Origin of the sequence: Verrucosispora sp. WMMD573 (genome assembly GCF_027497175.1) — a bacterium.
In the GTDB taxonomy this organism is placed as follows: Bacteria; Actinomycetota; Actinomycetes; order Mycobacteriales; family Micromonosporaceae; genus Micromonospora.
On record NZ_CP114901.1, the window covers coordinates 2,231,488 to 2,250,858 of the forward strand.

The following is a 19,371-nucleotide window of genomic DNA, read 5'->3' on the forward strand; positions in this document are numbered from 1 at the left end:
TGCACCATCGCTTCGCACTCCAGGAGGTTGCGCTGAGACTCGAACTGCGCGGCATCACCAAGCGGTTCGGTGATCTGGTCGCCAACGACCACATCGACCTGACGGTGGAGCCTGGAGAGATCCACGCCCTGCTCGGCGAGAACGGCGCGGGCAAGTCCACCCTGATGAACGTGTTGTACGGGCTCTACCAGCCCGACGAGGGCGAGATCCTGGTCGACGGCAAGCCGCTGAGGCTGCGCGGCCCCTCCGACGCGATCGCGGCCGGCATCGGCATGGTGCACCAGCACTTCATGCTGGTGCCCGTCTTCACCGTCACCGAGAACATCATGCTCGGCGCGGAGCAGGTGCGCGGCGGCATCGCCGGCTTCCTGGACCGGCGTCGCGCCCGGCGCGAGGTCGCCGAGGTTTCCGAGCGGTACAACCTGCGGGTCGACCCGGACGCGGTGATCGAGGACCTGCCGGTCGGCGTCCAGCAGCGGGTGGAGATCGTCAAGGCGCTCACCCGGGACGTCGACCTGCTCATCCTGGACGAGCCCACCGCCGTGCTCACCCCTCAGGAAACCGAGGAACTGCTCACCGTGATGCGGTCGCTCAAGGCCGCCGGCAAGTCGATCGTCTTCATCACCCACAAGCTCGGCGAGGTCAAGGCGATCGCCGACCGGATCACGGTGATCCGGCGCGGGAAAACTGTAGGTACGGCGTCGCCCGAGGCGAGCCGGGACGAGTTGGCCGCGCTGATGGTCGGCCGAACCGTCCGGCTCACCGTGGACAAGACCCCGGCCACCCCCGGCGGGCCCGTCCTGGAGTTGTCCGGCCTGGTCGTCGACGACGACCGCCAGGTCCGCGCGGTGGACGGAGTCGACCTGACCGTACGCGCGGGCGAGGTGCTCGGCGTCGCGGGAGTGCAGGGCAACGGACAGACCGAGCTGATCGAAGCGATCATGGGATTGCGCCCAGTGCTCGCCGGCACGATCACCCTGGACGGGCAGCGGATCGACGGCTGGTCGACCAAGAAGGTGCTCCGGGCGGGCGTCGGGTATGTACCGGAGGATCGCAGCGTCGACGGCCTGGTCAAGGAGTTCACCGTCGCCGAGAACCTGGTGCTGGACATGTACGACCAGCCGCCCTTCGGCCGGGGCCTGTCGCTGCGGCCGGACGAGATCAACAGGTCGGCCCGGGAACGAATCGAGCAGTTCGACGTACGTACCTCGTCGGCCGATGCGCCGGTCGGCACCCTTTCCGGCGGTAACCAGCAGAAGGTGATCGTGGCCCGGGAACTCGCCCGGCAGCTGACGCTGTTCATCGCCGCCCAGCCGACCCGAGGGGTGGACGTCGGCTCGATCGAGTTCATCCACAGCCGGGTCGTCCGTGAGCGTGACGCCGGCACCGCCGTGCTGGTGGTCTCCAGTGAACTCGACGAGGTGATCGGGCTGGCCGACCGGATCGCGGTGATGTATCGCGGGCGGATCATCGGCGTGGTCGGCCCGGATACCCCCCGCGAGGAGATCGGCCTGCTGATGGCCGGCATCACCCCGGACGCCACGGGTGGCTCGCCGGCGGACGGATCCGCGCCGATCGCGACCACCGACCCGGACGTGGCGGCCACCACCGACGCGGACGCCGTGTCCGACGCGGGCATCCCGGCGACCACCGACCGGGACGTGGCCGCCACCACCGACGGCGTGACACCTGCCCCCGAGGGTCCAGGTAGCAAGGACGAGAAGGCATGAGCGAGCGCCAGCGAGCGAATCACCAACCCAGCGTCCCGGAGCCTCATGACGGCCCGCAGCGCAGCGAAGGGCCGGCATGAGCGAGCGCAATTCCCAGCCGAGTTCCCCGGACAAGGAACCGGCGACCGAGGACCAGGCCACCCACACCGCGCTCGGCAACACCGAACGCGCCGAGGCGGCCACCACACCCGGTGAGTCCGGCCAGCGCCCCACGCTGGGGCGGCTCTTCCTGGAGAACCTGTGGGCCGCCAACACCTTCACGGTGACCCTGCTGTCGCTGGTCCTGGCGATGGTCGTCGGTGCCGTCCTGATGATCATTTCCGATCAGGAGGTGCTGGCCACCTACGGCTACATCACCGCCCGCCCGTCGGACGCGATAAACGCCAGTTGGACCCTGGTCAGTGAGGCGTACGCGAACCTGTTCAAGGGCTCGGTCTTCGACCCGGCCGCGAGCAGCGTCAACGCGGCGTTGAGCCCCATCTCGGAGACGCTCACCTACACCGCGCCGCTGGTCTTCACCGGTCTGTCGGTGGCGCTGGCCTTCCGCGGCGGCCTGTTCAACATCGGCGCGCAGGGGCAGGCGACGATGGGCGTCATCCTGGCCGCGCTGGCCGGCTTCCTGCTGCCGCTGCCGCCCGGGCTGCACCTGCTGGTCGCCGTCCTGGCCGGCGCGCTCGGTGGGGCCATCTGGGGGTTCATCCCGGGCATCCTCAAGGCGCGGACCGGCGCCCACGAGGTGATCAACACGATCATGCTCAACTACATCGCTGTCTACTTCCTCACCTGGCTGATCGTGCAGAGCGGGGTGCAGGACCCGAACCGTACCGACGCGATCAGCCGGCCGGTGGACGCCTCCGCGCAACTGCCGCGACTCTTCGGTGACGGGCTGCGCGCCCACGCCGGCATCATCCTGGCCGTGCTGGCCACCTGGGCGGTCGCCTGGTTGCTCAACCGCTCCACGCTCGGCTTCGAGCTGCGCGCGGTGGGCGCCAACCCGGACGCCGCCCGCACCGCCGGCATCAGCGTCACCCGGACGTACGTCCTGATCATGGTCTTTGCCGGGGCGCTGGCCGGACTCGGCGGCTCGCAGATGGTGCTCGGCACCACCGCGGCGGCCCTGACTCCCCTGGTGGTCGCCCAGATCGGGTTCGACGGCATCCTGGTCGCCCTGCTCGGTCGGGTGAAACCGTGGGGTGTGGCGCTGGCCGCGCTGCTGTTCGGCGCGTTGCAGGCCGGCGGCAACCGGATGCAGTCGTACTCAGGGATTTCGCTGGAGTTGGTCACCGTGCTCCAGGCCCTGATCGTCATCTTCATCGCCGCGCCGGCACTGGTGAAGGCGATCTTCCAGCTCCGGGCCGCGCGGGCCGCCCGGTTGCAGACGAGCCTCGCGAAGGGCTGGTGAGGCATGTCCACCACGGCTGTTCCCGACGTCGCGCTCGCGTCGGTAAACGAGGGCTTCTGGACCCGTAACCGCAAGGTCGGCCTGGTGCTGGTGGCTCTCGGGCTGCTGGCCACCGTGCTGTTCGGCGCGCTCGCCACCGGCGAGCCGGCCCGCTTCACGCTCAGCGAGGATGCTGCCGGCGCCGCGCTGAAGGTCGACGGCACCGTCGGTGCGGTCATCTTCGGCCTGATCGCGCTCGCCGCTGGCGGCTCGATGCTCGCCGGGCTGCCGAAGCGGTGGTTCGTCCCGGTGCTCGCCGTCGGCCTGGTCGCCTTCGTGCTGTCGTTCCTGTGCTGGCAGGTCTCCGCCGCACCGACCGGGCAGAACTTCATGCCGCTTGTCAACATCGTGCGGGGCACCTTCCTGCTCGCCCTGCCGCTGATCTTCGGCTCACTGGCCGGCGTGCTCTGTGAGCGCTCCGGCGTGGTCAACGTCGCCATCGAGGGGCAGCTGCTGATGGGTGCCTTCAGCGGCGCGCTGTTCGGCAGCATCTCCGGCAGCGTCTGGGTGGGACTCGTCGCCGCGGCCATCGGCGGCTCGCTCATCTCGCTGCTGTTGGCCGTGTTCAGCATTCGTTACCTGGTCGACCAGGTGGTCATGGGCATCGTGCTGAACCTGCTGGCCGTCGGCATCACCGGCTTCCTTTACGAGCGGCTGATGCAGACCGACGCCGCCCGGTACAACAGCGCACCGCGGTTCAGCAACTGGGAGATCCCGCTGCTGTCGGACATCCCCCTGCTCGGGCCGGCGCTGTTCCGGGGCAACATCTTCCTCTACCTCGCCCTGCTCCTGGTGCTCGTGATCCACATCGCGCTGTTCCGGACCCGGTGGGGCCTGCGGACCCGGTCGGTAGGTGAACACCCGACGGCGGCCGACACCCTGGGCGTACGGGTGCTCGGACTGCGCTACCGAAATGTGATCATGGCTGGGGCGGTCGCCGGCATCGGCGGGGCCTCCTACACGCTGGCCCTCTTCTCGTTCACCAAGAACATGATCGGTGGCAAGGGCTTCATCGCCCTGGCCGCACTGATCTTCGGGCGGTGGAGCCCCACGGGTGCGCTCCTCGCCGCGCTCTTCTTCGGGTTCGCCGACCAGTTGGCCACCTACCTCGGCGCGATCAACAGCGTGATCCCGGGCCAGTTCCTGGCCATGCTGCCCTACCTGGCGACGATCCTGGCCGTGGCCGGGCTGGTCGGTCGGGTACGGGCACCGGCCGCCGACGGCAAGCCGTACATCAAGGGCTGACCCGTGCTCTCACCCCTCGACGAGGTCGTCGAATGCCGACGTCCATGATCCACGCAACTTCCCTGATACTGCTGCCTCGGCCGGGGCTGAGGCAGCAGTATCCCGGAAACTGTGCGGTTCTCGGGAGCGTGGTGAGACGGGGGCTCGAAGTTCTGGGGCGTTGTGGGGTCGGTGGCGCTGGCGTGGGTGGTGGCGCGTTGAAGCTGGTCAGCGGGTATGCGGCAGAATGTCGGGATGAGTGAGATCGACTGGGAGCGGCTGCGGGCAGCCGCCACCGAGGTGATGCGGCACGCGTACGTGCCGTACTCGAAGTTTCCGGTCGGTGCCGCGGCACTTGTCGACGACGGCCGGGTCGTGGTCGGCTGCAACGTCGAGAACGCCGCGTACGGCGTGACGCTGTGCGCCGAGTGCGGGGTGGTCTCCTCGCTGCACGCCACCGGCGGTGGCCGGATCGTCGCGCTGTCCTGCGTCGACGCCACCGGTGAGCCGCTGATGCCGTGCGGGCGCTGCCGGCAGTTGCTCTGGGAGCAGGGCGGGCCGGAGTGCCTCGTGGAGGCCAAGGCTGGCCCGCTGCGGATGGCCGAACTGCTGCCGCACGCCTTCGACGTGGCCGACATCGAGGCGGTCACCGGGGAGCGGCCGGTGCCGGTGGTGCCCGACCGGTTGGCCGCCTGGCGCGGCCGGGGCACCGTCTTCGTGCACCCCGACCTGTCGGACGGCCAGCAGGTCTGGACGGCCTACTGGGAGCGCTCGGCCGGTGACGACGCGGGTGCCGAGACCGGGGTGCTGGAGGAGGGGCCGAGCTGGGACGACCCGGCGGAGGCGATCGGCTGGGGGTTGGCGCGTACACCCCGGGTGGTGGTGGTCGACGCGTCCGGCACGATCTTCTGGGCCGGTGAGGGCGAGCCGCCTACGGAGATTCCGGTTCGCTGGGGTTGAGCTTGTCGTTTGGTTGCGCTTGAGGCCGGGGTCGACGGTGCGTCCGCGGTTGCGGTTGGGGCCGGGGGCCTGCCGTACCCGGCTCCGGGCGGTCAGGCTTGATCCCTCCGCCGGGTACGGCAGGCCCCGGCCCGTCGTGGTCAGCGGTCGTGCGACTGCCACGGCACGGTGGTCCCTCGGCGATGCGGTGCACATATCCGGTAATGCCGGACGACTAAGGAAAGATCTTCTGATGAGTGGGTTTGCGGCGGTTGATGTTATTCGGGCCAAGCGGGACGGGGGGGTGTTGTCGGACGGGCAGATCGACTGGGTGGTGGACGCGTACACCCGGGGGTTGGTCGCCGACGAGCAGATGTCGGCGCTGGCCATGGCGATCCTGTTGAACGGGATGACCGGCCCGGAGATCGCCCGCTGGACGGCCGCGATGATCGCCAGTGGGGAACGGCTCGACCTGTCCTCGGTGACCCGGCCGACCGTCGACAAGCACTCGACCGGTGGCGTCGGTGACAAGATCACGCTGCCGCTCACCCCGCTGGTCGCCGCGTGCGGGGCCGCGGTTCCGCAGCTGTCCGGGCGCGGTCTCGGCCACACCGGCGGCACGCTGGACAAGCTGGAGTCGATCCCGGGCTGGCGGGCCGCGCTGAGCAACGAGGAGTTCACCGCTCAACTACGTGACGTCGGCGCGGTGATCTGCGCGGCCGGCTCCGGGCTCGCCCCGGCCGACCGCAAGCTGTACGCGTTGCGTGACGTCACCGGCACCGTCGAGGCCATCCCGCTGATCGCCAGCTCCATCATGAGCAAGAAGATCGCCGAGGGAACCGGCGCGCTGGTGCTGGACGTGAAGGTGGGCTCCGGCGCGTTCATGAAGTCGGTCGACGACGCCCGGGAGCTGGCCCGGACCATGGTGGAGCTGGGCGGCGCCCACGGGGTGAAGACCGTAGCCCTGCTCACCGACATGTCCACCCCGCTCGGCCGGGCGATCGGCAACGGCATCGAGGTGACCGAGTCGGTGGAGGTGCTCGCCGGCGGCGGGCCGGCCGACGTGGTGGAGCTGACCCTGGCGCTGGCCCGGGAGATGCTCGACGCGGCCGGGCTGCCCGATGCCGACCCCGCCGCCGCTCTGCGCGACGGGCGGGCGATGGACGCCTGGCGGTCGATGATCCGGGCGCAGGGCGGGGACCCGGACGCTCCGATGCCCGAGGCACCCGAGGTCGAGGTGGTCCGCGCCGACACGGACGGTCACGTAGCGGCGGTCGACGCGTACGCCATGGGGGTGGCCGCGTGGCGGCTCGGTGCGGGTCGGGCGCGCAAGGAGGATCCGGTGAGCGTGCCGGCCGGCGTGCTGCTGCACAAGCGCCCCGGCGACCCGGTACGCGTCGGGGAACCCCTCTACGAGCTGCGCGCCGAACGGGCGGAGCTGATCCCGGCGGCGTTGGCGGAGGCCGCCCCGGCGGTGACCGTCGCCGCCCGGCCACCCGCCGCGGTGCCGCTGGTGATCGAACGCGTCGAGTGACGAAACCCTGGTCCCGGGCATGGTGTCGGAGCGTGAGGGCCGCTATTCTCGCAGGCCAGGGGGGACCGTCGGCGCCGAGACACCGTGATCAGACAGGGATGTTGCCGTGATCGTGCCTGCCCCCGACCCCCGCGAGGTGCGTGAGGCGAGCCTGGACGAGCTGTCCCGGTTGCGGCTGCCGTTGCCCCCGCCGCAGTTTCCGCTGGTCTGGGAGCCGGGCGACGACATCGAGCTGCGGCCGACGGCGGAGATCGAGGCGCGGATCGCGGTGCTGCACCTGATCCTGGCCCGGTGCTTCGGCATGCCGCCCCAGGCCGCGATGAGTTGGCTGCTCGCCTCGCACCTGGTGGAGATGGTCACCCCGCCGGAGTTCCAGTTCGTCACCGGGGCCAAGGGCGACCACCGCTCCTTCGTGCTGCACCATGACGCCCTGTTCTCGCTGGCCTGGGTGCTCGGCCTGACCAAGCAACTGGACCCCACCATGCCGGCCGACGACCGGCTGGTGGAGCGGCTGCCGCACATCGCCGAGGGGGAGACCTTCCGGCAGTGGCGGTCCCGGATCCTGGCCGCGCCGCAGCATCCGGCGGATGCGGCTGCCCTGCTCGACCTGCATTACTGCTTGGACTGGTCGTACCTGGAGGTGAGCCGCGCCGGCCGGAGCCTGCCGGGGCTGGTGGACGCCAACGCGATAGGTCAGCGGCGGTGGGCGCTGGAGTGGGCGGTGATCCTGCGCGGGCCGTACCACGACGCGCCCCCGGGCTGGGAAGAGGTCGACCTCTCCACCTAACGCGGGTCTCCGGGAGACGCGCCCTGAAGTCGGTACGTTCCCAGCCGCACCGCGACGGTCACCGGGACCGGCTCGCCGAGGGTACGGATCCGGGCGGCCAGCCCCGCCGGATCGGTGTGCCAGGCGCTCGGACCCATGCCGACCAGGGTGGCGATCTCCGGGCCGGAGAGCGTCAGCTCCTGCCGGTGCACGGTCGTCGACTCCTCGGTGAAGTGCCCGGCCAGGCTGGCGGCCACCCGGTCCGCCTTGGCCGGGTCGACCCGCAGCAGGCCGAGTGCGGAGACCAGCTCGGTGAGGTGGTCGGCGGCCGGGGTCACCACCAGCAGTCGCCCGCCCGGGGCGAGTACCCGGCGGAACTCGGCACCGTTCCGGGGCGCGAAGACGTTCAGCAGCAGCGCCGTCGAGGCGTCCGCCAGCGGGAGTCGCTGCCAGGTGTCGGCCAGCGCGGCGGTGATCCGAGGGTGGGCGCGGGCGGCCCGACGCAGCGCCGGCTTGGAGATGTCCAGCGCGAGGCCGACGGCCGCGGGCACGGCCGCCAGCACCGCGGCGAGGTGCCGGCCGGTGCCCGCGCCCGCCTCCACCACCAGCGGGTACGCGCCGGGGACAGCCGGGTCGGGGACGGCGGCGAGGGCGGTGTCGGTGGCCGCGGCGAGGGCGTCGGAAATGACGTCGTAGTGACCGGCGGCCAGGAAGTCCGTCCGCGCGGTGACCATCTCGGTGGTGTCACCGTTGTGCGGGGCGCGGCCGGTGAGCAGGTTGACGTAGCCCTGCCGGGCGATGTCGAAGCTGTGTCGGCGCGGGCACCGCAACGCCCGGGATCCACCGGTGACGACCTCGGCGAGCGGGTCCTGGCAGACGGGGCACCGCAGCCGCGCCACGACGTCGGAATGCATCACGGCTGCCTCACGCGTCGAGTCTAGGGCGGGCATCGGAGCCATCCTGGCCGACGGAGGGCCTCGACACACGCCCTGCGCGGGCACCCGGCCGGACGGGCGGACTAGGGTCGGAAGCATGGGCTGGGAGCGGGGCGAGGGGCGATGAGCACGGATATCGGGTACGAGGACATCGTCAGGGCGCCGAAGGCGTTGTTGCACGATCACCTGGACGGCGGCCTGCGCCCCGCGACGATCGTCGACCTGGCCACGGGAATCGGTCATGAACTGCCCACCACCGACCCGGCGGAACTGGGGCGCTGGTTCGTGGCGGCGGCCGACTCAGGCTCCCTGGAGCGCTACCTGGAGACCTTCGCGCACACCGTCGCCGTGATGCAGACCGCTCCCGCGCTGCGTCGGGTGGCCCGGGAGTGTGCCCTCGACCTGGCCGCCGACGGGGTGGTCTACGCCGAGGTCCGGTTCGCCCCGGAGCAGCACCTGGAGCAGGACCTGACCCTCGACGAGGTGGTCGAGGCGGTGCTGGCCGGCTTCGTGGAGGGCAGCACGCTCGCGGCCGAGGCCGGCACGCCGATCCGGGTGGGCACGCTGCTCACCGCGATGCGGCACGCGGCTCGTTCGCAGGAGATCGCCGAGTTGGCCGTACGGCACCGCGACCGTGGTGTGGTGGGCTTCGACATCGCCGGTGCGGAGGCGGGTTTTCCACCCACCCGGCACCTGGACGCCTTCGAATACCTCCAGCGGGAGAACTTCCACTTCACCATTCATGCCGGTGAGGCGTTCGGGCTGCCCTCCATCTGGCAGGCGATCCAGTGGTGCGGTGCCGACCGCCTCGGCCACGGAGTCCGCATCGTTGACGACATCACCCCCGGCCCGCAGGCCCAGCTCGGCCGGCTGGCCGCGTACGTGCGGGACAAGCGGATCCCGCTGGAGTTGTGCCCGTCGTCGAACGTGCAGACCGGTGCCGCCGCGTCCATCGCGGAGCATCCGATCGGGCTGCTGCGGGATCTGCGTTTCCGGGTGACCGTCAACACCGACAACCGGTTGATGAGCGGCACCTCGATGTCCCGGGAAATGGCGCTGCTGGTCGACGCGTTCGGCTACGGCTGGCGCGAGCTTCAGTGGTTCACGATCAATGCGATGAAGTCCGCCTTCATCCCCTTCGACGAGCGGCTACGGATCATCGACGAGGTGATCAAGCCGGCGTACGCGAAGCTGCTGGGCTGACCGACGTCCGGTCGGCGGTCAGCCGATCCGGGGCGGGTGACCGGCGGCGAGCAGACCGGCCACCCGGCGCAGCACGTCCCGGCCGCGGGCGGCCTCCGCACCGAGGCCGGTCTGCCGACGCAGCACGGCCGGCTCCGCGCGCAGTAGTGCCAGGCCGCGCAGCAGCAGCACCCGGGGGCCCTTGCGCTGCTCGGCGAGATCCCTGGCGAGCCGACGGAGGAAGGTCGCGCTGCGCGGCCGGCGCAGGGCGTACGCCCCGGCGAGAAGCCCGCGTCGCCGGCACTCCCCGACGATCTCGGCGGCGAAGATCCCTTCGGCTACGAAAAGTGGCGAAGTGGCCAGCTCGAAGCGCCGAGTGGCCACCCGTCGATCCTCATTGATGGCATACACCGGCACGTCGGCCCGGCCGTGTCGGACCAATTGGTCAATAACCTCCACCGCTGCCGCAGCGTCCCACGAATCGGGCGACTCCCAGTCGATCTGACCGTTCCGTCTCGGTAACGTTGGGTCATCACCGTCCTTGTAGAAATCGTCCAAACAGAGCACTGGCAGCCCGGTTTGTTGCGCTATATACGACTTTCCGGAGCCGGAAGGGCCGGCCAGGAGGACGACTCGGTGCGGGTTGCTCATTACTAGAAGTAACTCCGAACAGACGGACCGCGATCAAATTGCATCAACATCTCATCACACCTCCGGCTGCGGCCAACCTGGGCTTTCTCTTTCCGTGGCGGCGTGATGGAATCTCGGATGGTCCGACCCGCCGGGTCGGCTGCTGGGCGTTGTCCGGGGGCAACGCGGACGCTGCAATCACGAGGGCGGTGACGTGAGCAAACGGCCGAAGACGGCAGGTTCTCTCCTGTCGCGTCTACGCCGGCCGGCAGGTCGGCTCCGCGACATGCCGATCTGGTCCAAGCTCGGTCTCATCATGATCGTGCCGACCATCGCCACGGTCGTCGTGGGTACCAGCGGTCTGGTCGACCACCTGGACGCGCTCGACGACGCCAACCGGGCCGGCGACCTCGCCGAACTCATCAGTCACTCCGGTGGCCTGGTGGACGGACTGCAGGACGAGCGGACCGCGGCGGTCCTGCTGCTGGGCCAGGACCCGGAGAAGGCCACTGCCGCGCAGAAGGAGGCGGCGGCCACCCGCTACAACGAGGTCTCGTCGCGGGTGGACCAGGAGAAGGCTCCCTACTCGCAGCAGCGGTCCGACCTCAGTGACCTGCCCGTCAGCCTGAACGGGCTGCTCCAGCAGATCGATGAGGGCCTCGGTGACCTGCCCGGCGCCCGCAGCCAGGTGTTGAACGGCAAGTTCCGGATCACCGACGCGATCCAGTCCTACGACGAGCTGATCAACCAGCTGCTCACCGTTCGCGACTCGGCCAGCCAGCTCGCCGGTGACAACGACCTGAGCGACCGGATGCGGGCCGCGGCCGCGGTGGCCCGGGAGAAGGAGTGGCTCTCCGTCCGCCGGGTGGTCGTGCACCGGGCGCTGATCCTGGGCGGCATGAGCTCGACGCTGCGGACCGACTACATCTCCAGCGAGACCGGTCAGCAGCAGGCGCAGCAGAGTTTCGACGCGGTGGCCACCGAGGCGGAGGCCGAGTTCCACGCCCAGACCATCGGCGGCGGTGACCGCCGGCAGGCGACGATCTACATCAGCCAGGTCAACGCCGACAACTCGCAGAATCTCGCCGGCATCTCGTTCACCCCTCAGCAGTGGGACGAGGCGCTGGTCGCCAACGGCCAACTGATCCGCTCGGTCGAGTCGAAGTTCGACTCCGACGTGGTGGAGCAGGCCGGCGAGCTGCGCTCCGAGGTGCAGCGCACGGTGTTCCTGGAGACCGGCCTGCTGCTCACGATGCTGCTGCTGGCCATCTTCCTGGCGTTCCTGGTGGCCCGTTCGATGGCCCGCTCGCTGCGTGAGCTGCGTCAGGGTGCGCTCTCCATCGCCCAGTACGGGCTGCCCCAGGCCGTGGCCCGACTGCGTGACCCGCAGGTCACCGGGCAGCTCTCGCCGGTGCAGCTGGCCAACCAGATCGCCGAGCCGCTGCCGGTACGCAGCAAGGACGAGTTCGGTCAGGTGACCGAGGCGTTCAACGCGGTCCACCTGGAGGCGGTCCGCACCGCGGCCGAGCAGGCCGCGCTGCGGTCGTCGGTCGCGACGATGTTCGTCAACCTGGCCCGCCGGTCGCAGATCCTGGTCGACCGGCTGATCGGCCACCTCGACCGGCTGGAACGCGGCGAGGAGGACCCGGACCGGCTGGCGGAGCTGTTCCAGCTGGACCACCTCGCCACCCGAATGCGCCGCAACGACGAGAACCTGCTGGTTCTCGCCGGTGCCGACTCGACCCGCGTGCAGCGCGAGCCGGCCGCACTGATCGACGTGCTGCGGGCCGCCCAGTCCGAGGTCGAGCACTACACCCGGATCGAGTTCGGGGTGATCGACCGGGACATCGAGGTCGCCGCGCACGCGGTCAACGATCTCGTCCACCTCGTCGCCGAGCTGTTCGACAACGCGACCGCCTTCTCGCCGCCCGACTCCCAGGTGCTGGTGGAGGCCCGCCGGGTCGGCGACCGTGCCTCGTTGTACGTCGAGGACCGGGGCATCGGCATCAGCGGCGAGCAGCTGGCCGAGCTGAACGAGCGACTGGCCACGCCACCGCAGGTGGACGTCGCCGTCTCCCGGATGATGGGCCTGGTCGTGGTCGCCCGCCTGGCCTCCCGGCACGGCGTCAAGGTGGAGCTGCGCCCCGGTGGCGACCGGGGCACCGTCGCCGAGGTCACGCTGCCGCCCACCGTGCTGGTGCCTCGGGCGCTGTCCGGCCGTGGGCAGCAGCCTCCCGCACTGTCGGCCGCCGCCGGCCCGTCGTCCGGGCCGAACCCGGCGTTCGGTGCGCTGGCCGCGCTCGGCAACGGCGCGCACCCGCCGGCCCCGCCCGCCGCGCGCACCCCGGGCAGCTCGGGTAACCAGGTGACTCTCGGCGGTCGGCCCTTCGACCCGGCCAGCCGTAACGGCTCCGGGACGCCGACCACCGTGGGCAGCGGCGGCAACCTGCCCGCCTGGTCGGACCTGACCGGTGCCAGCGGCACCAGCAACGGCAACGGCAACGGCTTCGCGCCGCTCACCTCGAACGGTCACCCGATCGATCCGCTGCCGCAGCGCCGGTCCACCGACGAGCCGAGCGGTCAGCCACCGGCCATCCCGCGTCAGCTGCCGAGCAGCCCCGAGACCGGCCCGTACGCCCCACCGGCGGTGTCCGCTCCGCCGGTGCCCCCGGTGTCGTCGCCCCCGGTCTCCGGTACGCCGTACTCGGCCCCGCCGGTCTCGGCGGCCCCGGTCTCCGGTCACCCCGTGTCGGCCTCGCCCGTCTCCGGCTCACCCGTCTCGACGCCGCCCGGCGGCCCGCTGCCGCAGCGGCCCGTCTCGGCGGCGCCCGGTGCGGGTGCGCCCGCGGTCCCCCCGGCCTGGCCGCCGGTCGCCGGAGAACCGGCCGCCCCGCCCGTGCCCGAGCGGCTGGCCGCCGCCCTGGACATGACCACCGAACTGCCTCGGGTGCAGCGTCAGACCCCGGCAGCGCGACCCGCTTCCGCGCAGAGCCAGCCCACCGCTCCCACGCCACCGCAGGCCCAGAACCGGCAGCGGTACGCCGACGAGACGATGGAACTGCCGATCTTCCGGGAGCTGGAGTCGGCGTGGTTCCGTACCCGTCGGCCGGGCCCGGAGGAGTCGGCGGGCGCGCGCCAGTCCGCCACGGCCGCCGCGACGACCCAGCAGCTCTCCACGGTCGACGTCGTCAATCGGCCGGCCCAGCAGCAGACCCAGACCGGGACGACAGGTAACGCACCGATGGCACCAAAGACTCCGACGGGGGCGGGCGCGTCCGGCGGGCACGGCGCGGCAGCGACTGGCGGGCCCCGGCCCAACGCTGCCGACAACGCGCCCTCGCATCGCCCGACAACGCAGGAGAACATCTGGCGGACCGCGGCCGACGACGGTTGGCGGGCAGCCAGTGCCGCCAGCCAGGCGCCGGCGGCCGGCACCACCGAGACGGGGCTGCCGAAGCGTACGCCGATGGCACAGCTCGTGCCGGGGGCGGTGGAGAAGCCCACCACCTCGGTGCAGCGCCGTAACCCGGAATCGGTACGCGGTCTGCTCTCCGCCTACCACCGGGGTGTCCAACGGGGACGTAGTCACCCCTCGGACAGCAACCCGACCGGCCCGGACGGAACTCCGGGCGGGCAGCAATCCTCGCAGTCTGGCTCTGGCCCGGTGGCCGGGAGCGGGCAGAAGGAGCAAGAAGGATGACTAGTACGCAGGATCTCGGTTGGCTGCTGGCCAACTTCGCCGATCGGGTACCCGGTGTCGCGCATGCGGTCGCCGTCTCCGCGGACGGCCTGCTCCTGGCGTCGTCCCGAGACCTCCCCCGGGACCGGGCGGACCAGCTGGCGGCGATCGCCTCCGGCCTGGTCAGCCTGACCCAGGGCGCGGCCCGTTGCTTCGAGGGAGGCGCCGTGCTGCAGACCGTGGTCGAGATGGACAATGGCTTCCTGTTCCTGATGTCGATTTCCGACGGCTCGTCGTTCGCGGTACTCGCCGCGCGTAGTTGCGACGTGGGACAGGTCGGTTACGAAATGGCCCTGCTCGTTGACCGGGTGGGCGACGCCCTGACCCCGCAGCCGCGTACGGCTGTGGGGATGATGGGCTGATCGTCGCGCCGGCCGGTGGGGGCAGGCGGGGCGACAACATTGCATACGACGGGTAGCACCGGTCCAACCGGTGCCGGGTACGAAGGAGGTGAGCGGCAACATGGCTGATCGTGACGAGCCGACCGGCGCGCTGGTCCGTCCATACGCCGTGACCCGCGGTCGTACCCGTCCCCGCCTCGACATCGCCCTGGAGGCGTTGGTCGAGACGACGGTGCGCGGTCGGGCCGCTGCCACTGGCAATGGTGGCCAAGGCCGTGAGCACCAGTACATCGCCGCGCTGTGTGACGGACGCGTGCAGTCGCTCGCGGAGATCGCGGCGCGGATGCAGCTTCCGCTCGGCGTGGCCCGGGTGCTCATCGCCGACATGGCGACGGACGGCCTGGTCGCGGTCCACGAGCCGACCATCCTGGACGACTCGGACGACGCGGTGGGCACTGAATTGCTGGAGAGGGTGCTGAGTGGACTTCGCAGGCTCTGACATGTCGCACCGGCCGCCGGCCCCGAGCGGGCGCGTGACTTCGGCGAAGATCGTTATCGCCGGTGGATTTGGCGTCGGCAAGACGACGCTGGTCGGCTCGGTCTCGGAGATCACGCCGCTGACCACCGAGGCCATCATGACCTCCGCCGGAGTCGGCGTCGACGACACCCGGCAGGTGCCGGGCAAGACGACGACCACGGTGGCCATGGACTTCGGCCGCATCTCGATCGATCGTGACCTGATCCTGTACCTGTTCGGTACGCCGGGTCAGACCCGTTTCTGGTTCATGTGGGATGAGCTGGTGCGGGGAGCGATCGGCGCGGTCGTGCTGGTGGACACCCGCCGGCTGGCCGACTGCTTCGCGGCGATCGATTTCTTCGAGCACCGGCGGCTGCCGTACCTGGTGGCCATCAACTGCTTCGACGGGATGCAGTACCACGATCCGCAGGACGTCCGGGATGCGCTCGCCATCTCCGGCGACGTGCCGGTGGTGGCCTGCGACGCCCGGAACCGGGAGTCGACGAAGCACGTACTGATCTCGCTTGTCGAGTACGTGCTCACGATGCGTCGCTCCCGGGCCGTCGCGCCCGCCTGACGCTCGGTGCCAAGCGTCCGGTGACGGCCACCGTCGTCACCGGACGCTGGTCGGTGACCGGTGATGTGAGTGGGTGCCTTCCCGGGCACCCACCGTCGTCAGCTGAGCCGGTTCCAGGCACCGCCGTCGACGCGGTACACCCCGAGGGAGTGGCGGTCCATGCCGCTGTGCCGGATGGGTGTGAACGAGTACATCCCGGCCAGGCCATCGGTGACCTGGTTCTGTAGGTACGCCCGCAGTCGACCACGGTCCACGCTGTCGGCCGACCGGGCCGCCATGCTGATGAGCAGCAGTGCGTCCGAGGCGTACGGGGCGAAGCCGCGATAGGCGCCGTGCGCGCGGATGTACGCCGACACGAGGTCGCGGTAGGCGCGCCCGGCGGCGCTGCTGTTGGCGATGGTGGAGCCGCCCAGCGAGGACGGGTGGACCGCGTAGGCGCCCTCGATGGCGGGCAGATTGGAACGGTCCAGGGTCTCCTCGGCCACCGCCCCGGCATCGAAGAACAACTCGCCGTCATGTCCGGCCGCGCGTAGTGCCCGTGCGGCGGTAGCGGAACGGGGTGCGGTGGCCCAGACCACCACGCCGTCCGCGCCGGCCGCAACGGCCTGTTCGGCCACGCCGGCCACGCCGGCCTTGCCGGCCGGCAGCCGTACGGTGCGGGCCAGGTCCACCTCTGCGGTGCGCAGCGCACCCCGCATGGCCCGGACACCCGAGTCGCCGTGCAGGCCATCCTCGGCCAGCACCACGACCCGGCGCAGCCCCTCGGAGCTGATCAGCTGGGCGAGCCGCCGCGCCACGTCTGCCGCGTCCGGGGTGACCTTGTAGACGTAGGCCCGCTGGGCCAGCGGCACGGCGATGGAGTCACCGAACGCCAACGACACGAACGGCAGCCGGAGCTTCTGCGCCACCCCGATGACCGACATGGAGGTCTCCGCCAGGGTGGTGCCGAGCAGGGCGTGCACGTCGTCGCGGCGGCCCAACTCGGTCGCCTGCCGGGCAGCCAGCCGGGGATCGCTGCGGTTGTCCAGCACCTCGACGCGTACCGTCCGGCGGAGGTTGCCGACCGCCACGCCCTTCTCGTTGAGGGCCGCCGCACTGATGGCCAGCGCCCGTTGCTGGAGCACGCCCAGCGCCGCACCGGGGCCGCTCAGCTCCAGCGTCGCGCCGACGACCAGCTCATGACCCGGAGTGGGCCGGGCGACGGCGTCCTCCCGGCCACCGTCACGCCCGCAGGCGCTCAGTAGCAGGGTGCTCGCCGCCGCAGCCAGTACGCCGCGTCGAGTGACCACGGATGGGCCGGTTACCGGTGTCGCCATGAGTCGCCTTTCCGCCCGGCGAACTGCCGCCGGATGTTCCGCGGGTATGCTTCCGGCCCTGCCGACCCGACGTCAAATTATCCGGGTGTGGGCAGAAACACGCAGGTGAGGGGGCTTGGATCAGCCCACCAGCGGCACTGCGGCGCGGTCAGGAACGGTAGCCGGCGGAGCGGTACTCGTACTCCCGATCGTCGTCGCGGTCACCGGTGTCGCGGCTGAAGTCCCAGCCGCCGGCCGATTCCCGCCCGGGACGACCACCGACCGCGAAGCCACCGATCTCCTGCCCCCGACGCCAGCCGCGGAAGTATCCGGTGGTGTTCTCGGCCAGGCTGGCGGCGTCGCGCACTATCCGCAGCGGACGCTCCTCCCGCAGTGGCGAGCCGGGCACCAGGTTGGCCTGCGGTACGCGCTTGGGCAGCCCCGCGTTCGTCTCGGCACCAACTGCGGGACGGGCCGCCTGCTCGGCGGCCTGCCAGCCGGTGTCGGCCGTGGTCGACCAGTCCAGGTCGGCCTCCTCGCCGTGCCCGACGAACCAGGCGGAACGGGCCTGCGCGAAGATCAGCAGATCGCCATCGCCCTCGTCGGAGACCGGCGGCGGCCGGTGCTCGACCGGCGGTTCCGCCGCACGGCGGGCCGGTGGGAGGTCCGACCGCTCCGCACCCCGGTTGCCGCGTTCGGTGCCGCTGCGGTCGACGAGCCGTAGCGGCGGCGTCTCCGGTGGCGGCTGGGCCCCGTTGCGCAGCGCCCGGTCGGCCAGCGGCGGCGGCTCCACCAGCCGCAGTACCGGCGGCTCCGGCGGCAGGTCGTCGGCGAGCCACGGCGGGGTGACCCGGCGGTCTGCACCGTGGTCGGTGGGTGGCTCGGGGGCAGCGCGCCGACCACGGTCGTCGTACGAACTGACGACCGGATTGCGGGGCGAGGTGTCGGCCGGGTGCTCCGGGTTGTTGACAAGTGGCCAGTTCGAGCGGGCTCCCGGGGGCGCGGTCTTCTCCTGCTCGGGACGAGGCGCCGGCACCGGGACGCTGAGGTCGGTGGCGCTGAATCCGCCGGTCGGTGTCGGTGGTTCGCCGTTCGTCTTCGGCCGGGGCGGGATGACCGTGCGCTGACGCTCGGCGCGGGCGTTGTTGATCGCCGCCGTGGTCAGGGTCGGCCGGAACGGCTCGCCCGCCTCGGCGGGCGGGATCGAACCGCGCTGCGTCGGTGCGATCGGCGTGATGCCGGGGGGCGGTGGCGGCGGCGCGGAGATTGGCCGGTTGGTCGGGCCGTCCACCCAGGACGGCTGCGACTCGGCCCGCGACGGCGAGGCGGGCGGGCCGGCCGCGGCGGCCGGCGTCACCGGCGCGGGCGCGACCGGTGGGGGCGTCACCGGCGCGGGCGCCACCGGCGGTGGGCCGAGTGGACGCGGGGAGGCCGGCTGGGCGTTGCCCGGCACCGGCTCCGGCCGGCTGCGACGGCCACCGGCCGGCTCAGGGCCGCTGGGGCGCACCGACCGCAGGCCGGTCTGGATGCCGGGCACGCTCGCCGACAGTTCGCCGACCTGTTCGCCGCGGCGCGCGGCGGCTCGCCGGCCGGGCGCCGCCGTCGGGCCGGCGGTACGGGCGCGCAACGCACCGACGAGCGCCGCACAGCCGGCGTCACAGGCCCGGACCGAGGCGACCGCCTGTCGAATGGTCTCCGCGGCGGCTGAGGTGAGTGCCCGGTTGACGGTGGCCCGCCGTGGGGTCTCGGAGATGGCGACGCGCAGCGCGGTGACGGCCTCGTCGATCGCCTCCGCGTCCCCCGCCCCTTCGGCGGTGAGCTGTGCGGTGACGGCGTCCGCGGTGACCGCGGCGTCGCGGCCCCGGCCGGCCGCGTCGGTCAGCATGCCCGGCTCGGGCAGTGCGTCCAGTACGGCCAGCGGGATCGACTCGGCCGGATCGGGGTAGGCGCGCAACGCGGCCGGGTAGAGCTCGCGGAGCACCTCACGCAGCGCGACTGCGGCGGAGTGCCGACCGCTGGCCAGCGCGGCGTGTGCGGCGAGGACCTGCTTGTACCCGGCGAGGTCACGGGGAGCCGGCAGGGTCACCGCCGACAGAGCCCCGGCCTGCAACGCCCGGGCCAGACCGACGGCGCGCCGGACGGCCGGCGGGGACTGCATCTCCTCCAGCGAGTCGTCGTCGGCGAACCGTTCGGCGAAGTCGTCGACGGAGTCGTCGTCGGCGATCGCCAGCGGGCGACCTGCGGCGCTGAGCAGAGAGGTGATGGTGTGGTCGTCGCTGTCGGCCGCTATCGCCGCACCGCTCGGCCCGCCCGAGCGTTCCACGAGCAGCGTGACCAGCCGGGCGTAGCCCGTCGGGTCGTCGCCGATCTCGCAGACATGCAGCAGACGGCCTGCGTCGTCGACCACAGCGGACGTCAGCGCCGATCCGGTCGAGACCGGTCGGTCGGCCGGGTCCGCCGAGGTCAGACCGCAGTACACGCGCACGAGCGCCACGGCGTCGTCCTCCTCCCGGGACACAGG

15 protein-coding genes are annotated in these 19,371 nt (G+C 71.6%); 11 read left to right on the forward strand and 4 right to left on the reverse strand.

The window, feature by feature from the left end; translation table 11 throughout:
* Positions 1–92 precede the first annotated feature (92 nt).
* The 6 genes from O7601_RS10385 (at position 93) to O7601_RS10410 (ending at position 7,655) form a co-directional block, all read left to right on the forward strand.
* Complete coding sequence (locus O7601_RS10385; RefSeq protein WP_348650259.1) at positions 93–1,730, forward strand: ABC transporter ATP-binding protein; 1,638 nt, start codon at positions 93–95, stop codon at positions 1,728–1,730.
* A gap of 76 nt (positions 1,731–1,806) precedes the next feature.
* A complete protein-coding gene (locus tag O7601_RS10390; RefSeq protein ID WP_281565964.1) occupies positions 1,807–3,132 on the forward strand; it encodes an ABC transporter permease in 1,326 nt (441 codons plus the stop codon).
* Between the two features lie 3 nt (positions 3,133–3,135).
* Complete coding sequence (locus tag O7601_RS10395; RefSeq protein WP_281565965.1) at positions 3,136–4,416, forward strand: ABC transporter permease; 1,281 nt, start codon at positions 3,136–3,138, stop codon at positions 4,414–4,416.
* A 234-nt stretch (positions 4,417–4,650) separates the two neighbouring features.
* Positions 4,651–5,355, forward strand: coding sequence for a cytidine deaminase (locus tag O7601_RS10400; protein WP_281565966.1), 705 nt, complete (start codon positions 4,651–4,653; stop codon positions 5,353–5,355).
* Positions 5,356–5,587: 232 nt separating this feature from the next.
* Complete coding sequence (locus O7601_RS10405; protein WP_281565967.1) at positions 5,588–6,868, forward strand: thymidine phosphorylase; 1,281 nt, start codon at positions 5,588–5,590, stop codon at positions 6,866–6,868.
* Positions 6,869–6,974: 106 nt separating this feature from the next.
* On the forward strand, positions 6,975–7,655 hold the full coding sequence (locus O7601_RS10410) for a DUF4272 domain-containing protein (RefSeq protein ID WP_281565968.1): 681 nt from the start codon (positions 6,975–6,977) through the stop codon (positions 7,653–7,655).
* Here the strand turns inward: O7601_RS10410 and O7601_RS10415 are convergent.
* Positions 7,652–8,548: a putative RNA methyltransferase gene (locus tag O7601_RS10415; protein WP_281565969.1), complete on the reverse strand. Its 897-nt coding sequence runs from the start codon at positions 8,546–8,548 to the stop codon at positions 7,652–7,654. The genes O7601_RS10410 and O7601_RS10415 overlap by 4 nt on opposite strands.
* Before the next feature lie 144 nt (positions 8,549–8,692).
* Here O7601_RS10415 and O7601_RS10420 point away from each other — a divergent pair, with 144 nt between their 5' ends.
* Positions 8,693–9,772, forward strand: coding sequence for an adenosine deaminase (locus O7601_RS10420; protein ID WP_281565970.1), 1,080 nt, complete (start codon positions 8,693–8,695; stop codon positions 9,770–9,772).
* Positions 9,773–9,790: 18 nt separating this feature from the next.
* Here the strand turns inward: O7601_RS10420 and O7601_RS10425 are convergent, their stop codons facing one another.
* Positions 9,791–10,135 (reverse strand): hypothetical protein, encoded by a 345-nt coding sequence (locus tag O7601_RS10425; protein WP_281565971.1) that lies wholly within the window; start codon positions 10,133–10,135, stop codon positions 9,791–9,793.
* Between the two features lie 460 nt (positions 10,136–10,595).
* On the opposite strand from O7601_RS10425, the gene O7601_RS10430 reads away from it, so the two are divergent.
* The 4 genes from O7601_RS10430 (at position 10,596) to O7601_RS10445 (ending at position 15,555) form a co-directional block, all read left to right on the forward strand.
* On the forward strand, positions 10,596–14,081 hold the full coding sequence (locus O7601_RS10430; RefSeq protein ID WP_281565972.1) for a nitrate- and nitrite sensing domain-containing protein: 3,486 nt from the start codon (positions 10,596–10,598) through the stop codon (positions 14,079–14,081).
* Positions 14,078–14,482, forward strand: a complete 405-nt coding sequence (locus O7601_RS10435; protein WP_013731521.1) for a roadblock/LC7 domain-containing protein — start codon at positions 14,078–14,080, stop codon at positions 14,480–14,482. Before O7601_RS10430 ends, O7601_RS10435 begins: the two co-directional genes overlap by 4 nt.
* A 100-nt stretch (positions 14,483–14,582) precedes the next feature.
* The gene (locus tag O7601_RS10440; protein WP_091634396.1) at positions 14,583–14,960 is read left to right on the forward strand and encodes a DUF742 domain-containing protein; all 378 of its coding nucleotides are present in this window, start codon (positions 14,583–14,585) and stop codon (positions 14,958–14,960) included.
* A gap of 1 nt (position 14,961) precedes the next feature.
* On the forward strand, positions 14,962–15,555 hold the full coding sequence (locus O7601_RS10445; RefSeq protein ID WP_281565973.1) for an ATP/GTP-binding protein: 594 nt from the start codon (positions 14,962–14,964) through the stop codon (positions 15,553–15,555).
* A gap of 98 nt (positions 15,556–15,653) precedes the next feature.
* On the opposite strand, the gene O7601_RS10450 is transcribed toward O7601_RS10445, so the two are convergent.
* Positions 15,654–16,871, reverse strand: coding sequence for an ABC transporter substrate-binding protein (locus O7601_RS10450; protein WP_281565974.1), 1,218 nt, complete (start codon positions 16,869–16,871; stop codon positions 15,654–15,656).
* A 148-nt stretch (positions 16,872–17,019) separates the two neighbouring features.
* Complete coding sequence (locus O7601_RS10455) at positions 17,020–19,368, reverse strand: transposase (RefSeq protein WP_281565975.1); 2,349 nt, start codon at positions 19,366–19,368, stop codon at positions 17,020–17,022.
* Between the last annotated feature and the right edge of the window lie 3 nt (positions 19,369–19,371).

Excerpts from the sequence above, each read along its gene's own strand:
- O7601_RS10445 (WP_281565973.1), top strand. The coding sequence starts at position 14,962 with ATGTCGCACCGGCCGCCGGCCCCGAGCGGGCGCGTGACTTCGGCGAAG.
- O7601_RS10420 (WP_281565970.1), top strand. The coding sequence starts at position 8,693 with ATGAGCACGGATATCGGGTACGAGGACATCGTCAGGGCGCCGAAGGCG.
- O7601_RS10400 (WP_281565966.1), top strand. The coding sequence starts at position 4,651 with ATGAGTGAGATCGACTGGGAGCGGCTGCGGGCAGCCGCCACCGAGGTG.
- O7601_RS10435 (WP_013731521.1), top strand. The coding sequence starts at position 14,078 with ATGACTAGTACGCAGGATCTCGGTTGGCTGCTGGCCAACTTCGCCGAT.
- O7601_RS10450 (WP_281565974.1), bottom strand. The coding sequence starts at position 16,871 with ATGGCGACACCGGTAACCGGCCCATCCGTGGTCACTCGACGCGGCGTA.
- O7601_RS10395 (WP_281565965.1), top strand. The coding sequence starts at position 3,136 with ATGTCCACCACGGCTGTTCCCGACGTCGCGCTCGCGTCGGTAAACGAG.
- O7601_RS10390 (WP_281565964.1), top strand. The coding sequence starts at position 1,807 with ATGAGCGAGCGCAATTCCCAGCCGAGTTCCCCGGACAAGGAACCGGCG.
- O7601_RS10415 (WP_281565969.1), bottom strand. The coding sequence starts at position 8,548 with ATGCATTCCGACGTCGTGGCGCGGCTGCGGTGCCCCGTCTGCCAGGAC.
- O7601_RS10405 (WP_281565967.1), top strand. The coding sequence starts at position 5,588 with ATGAGTGGGTTTGCGGCGGTTGATGTTATTCGGGCCAAGCGGGACGGG.
- O7601_RS10440 (WP_091634396.1), top strand. The coding sequence starts at position 14,583 with ATGGCTGATCGTGACGAGCCGACCGGCGCGCTGGTCCGTCCATACGCC.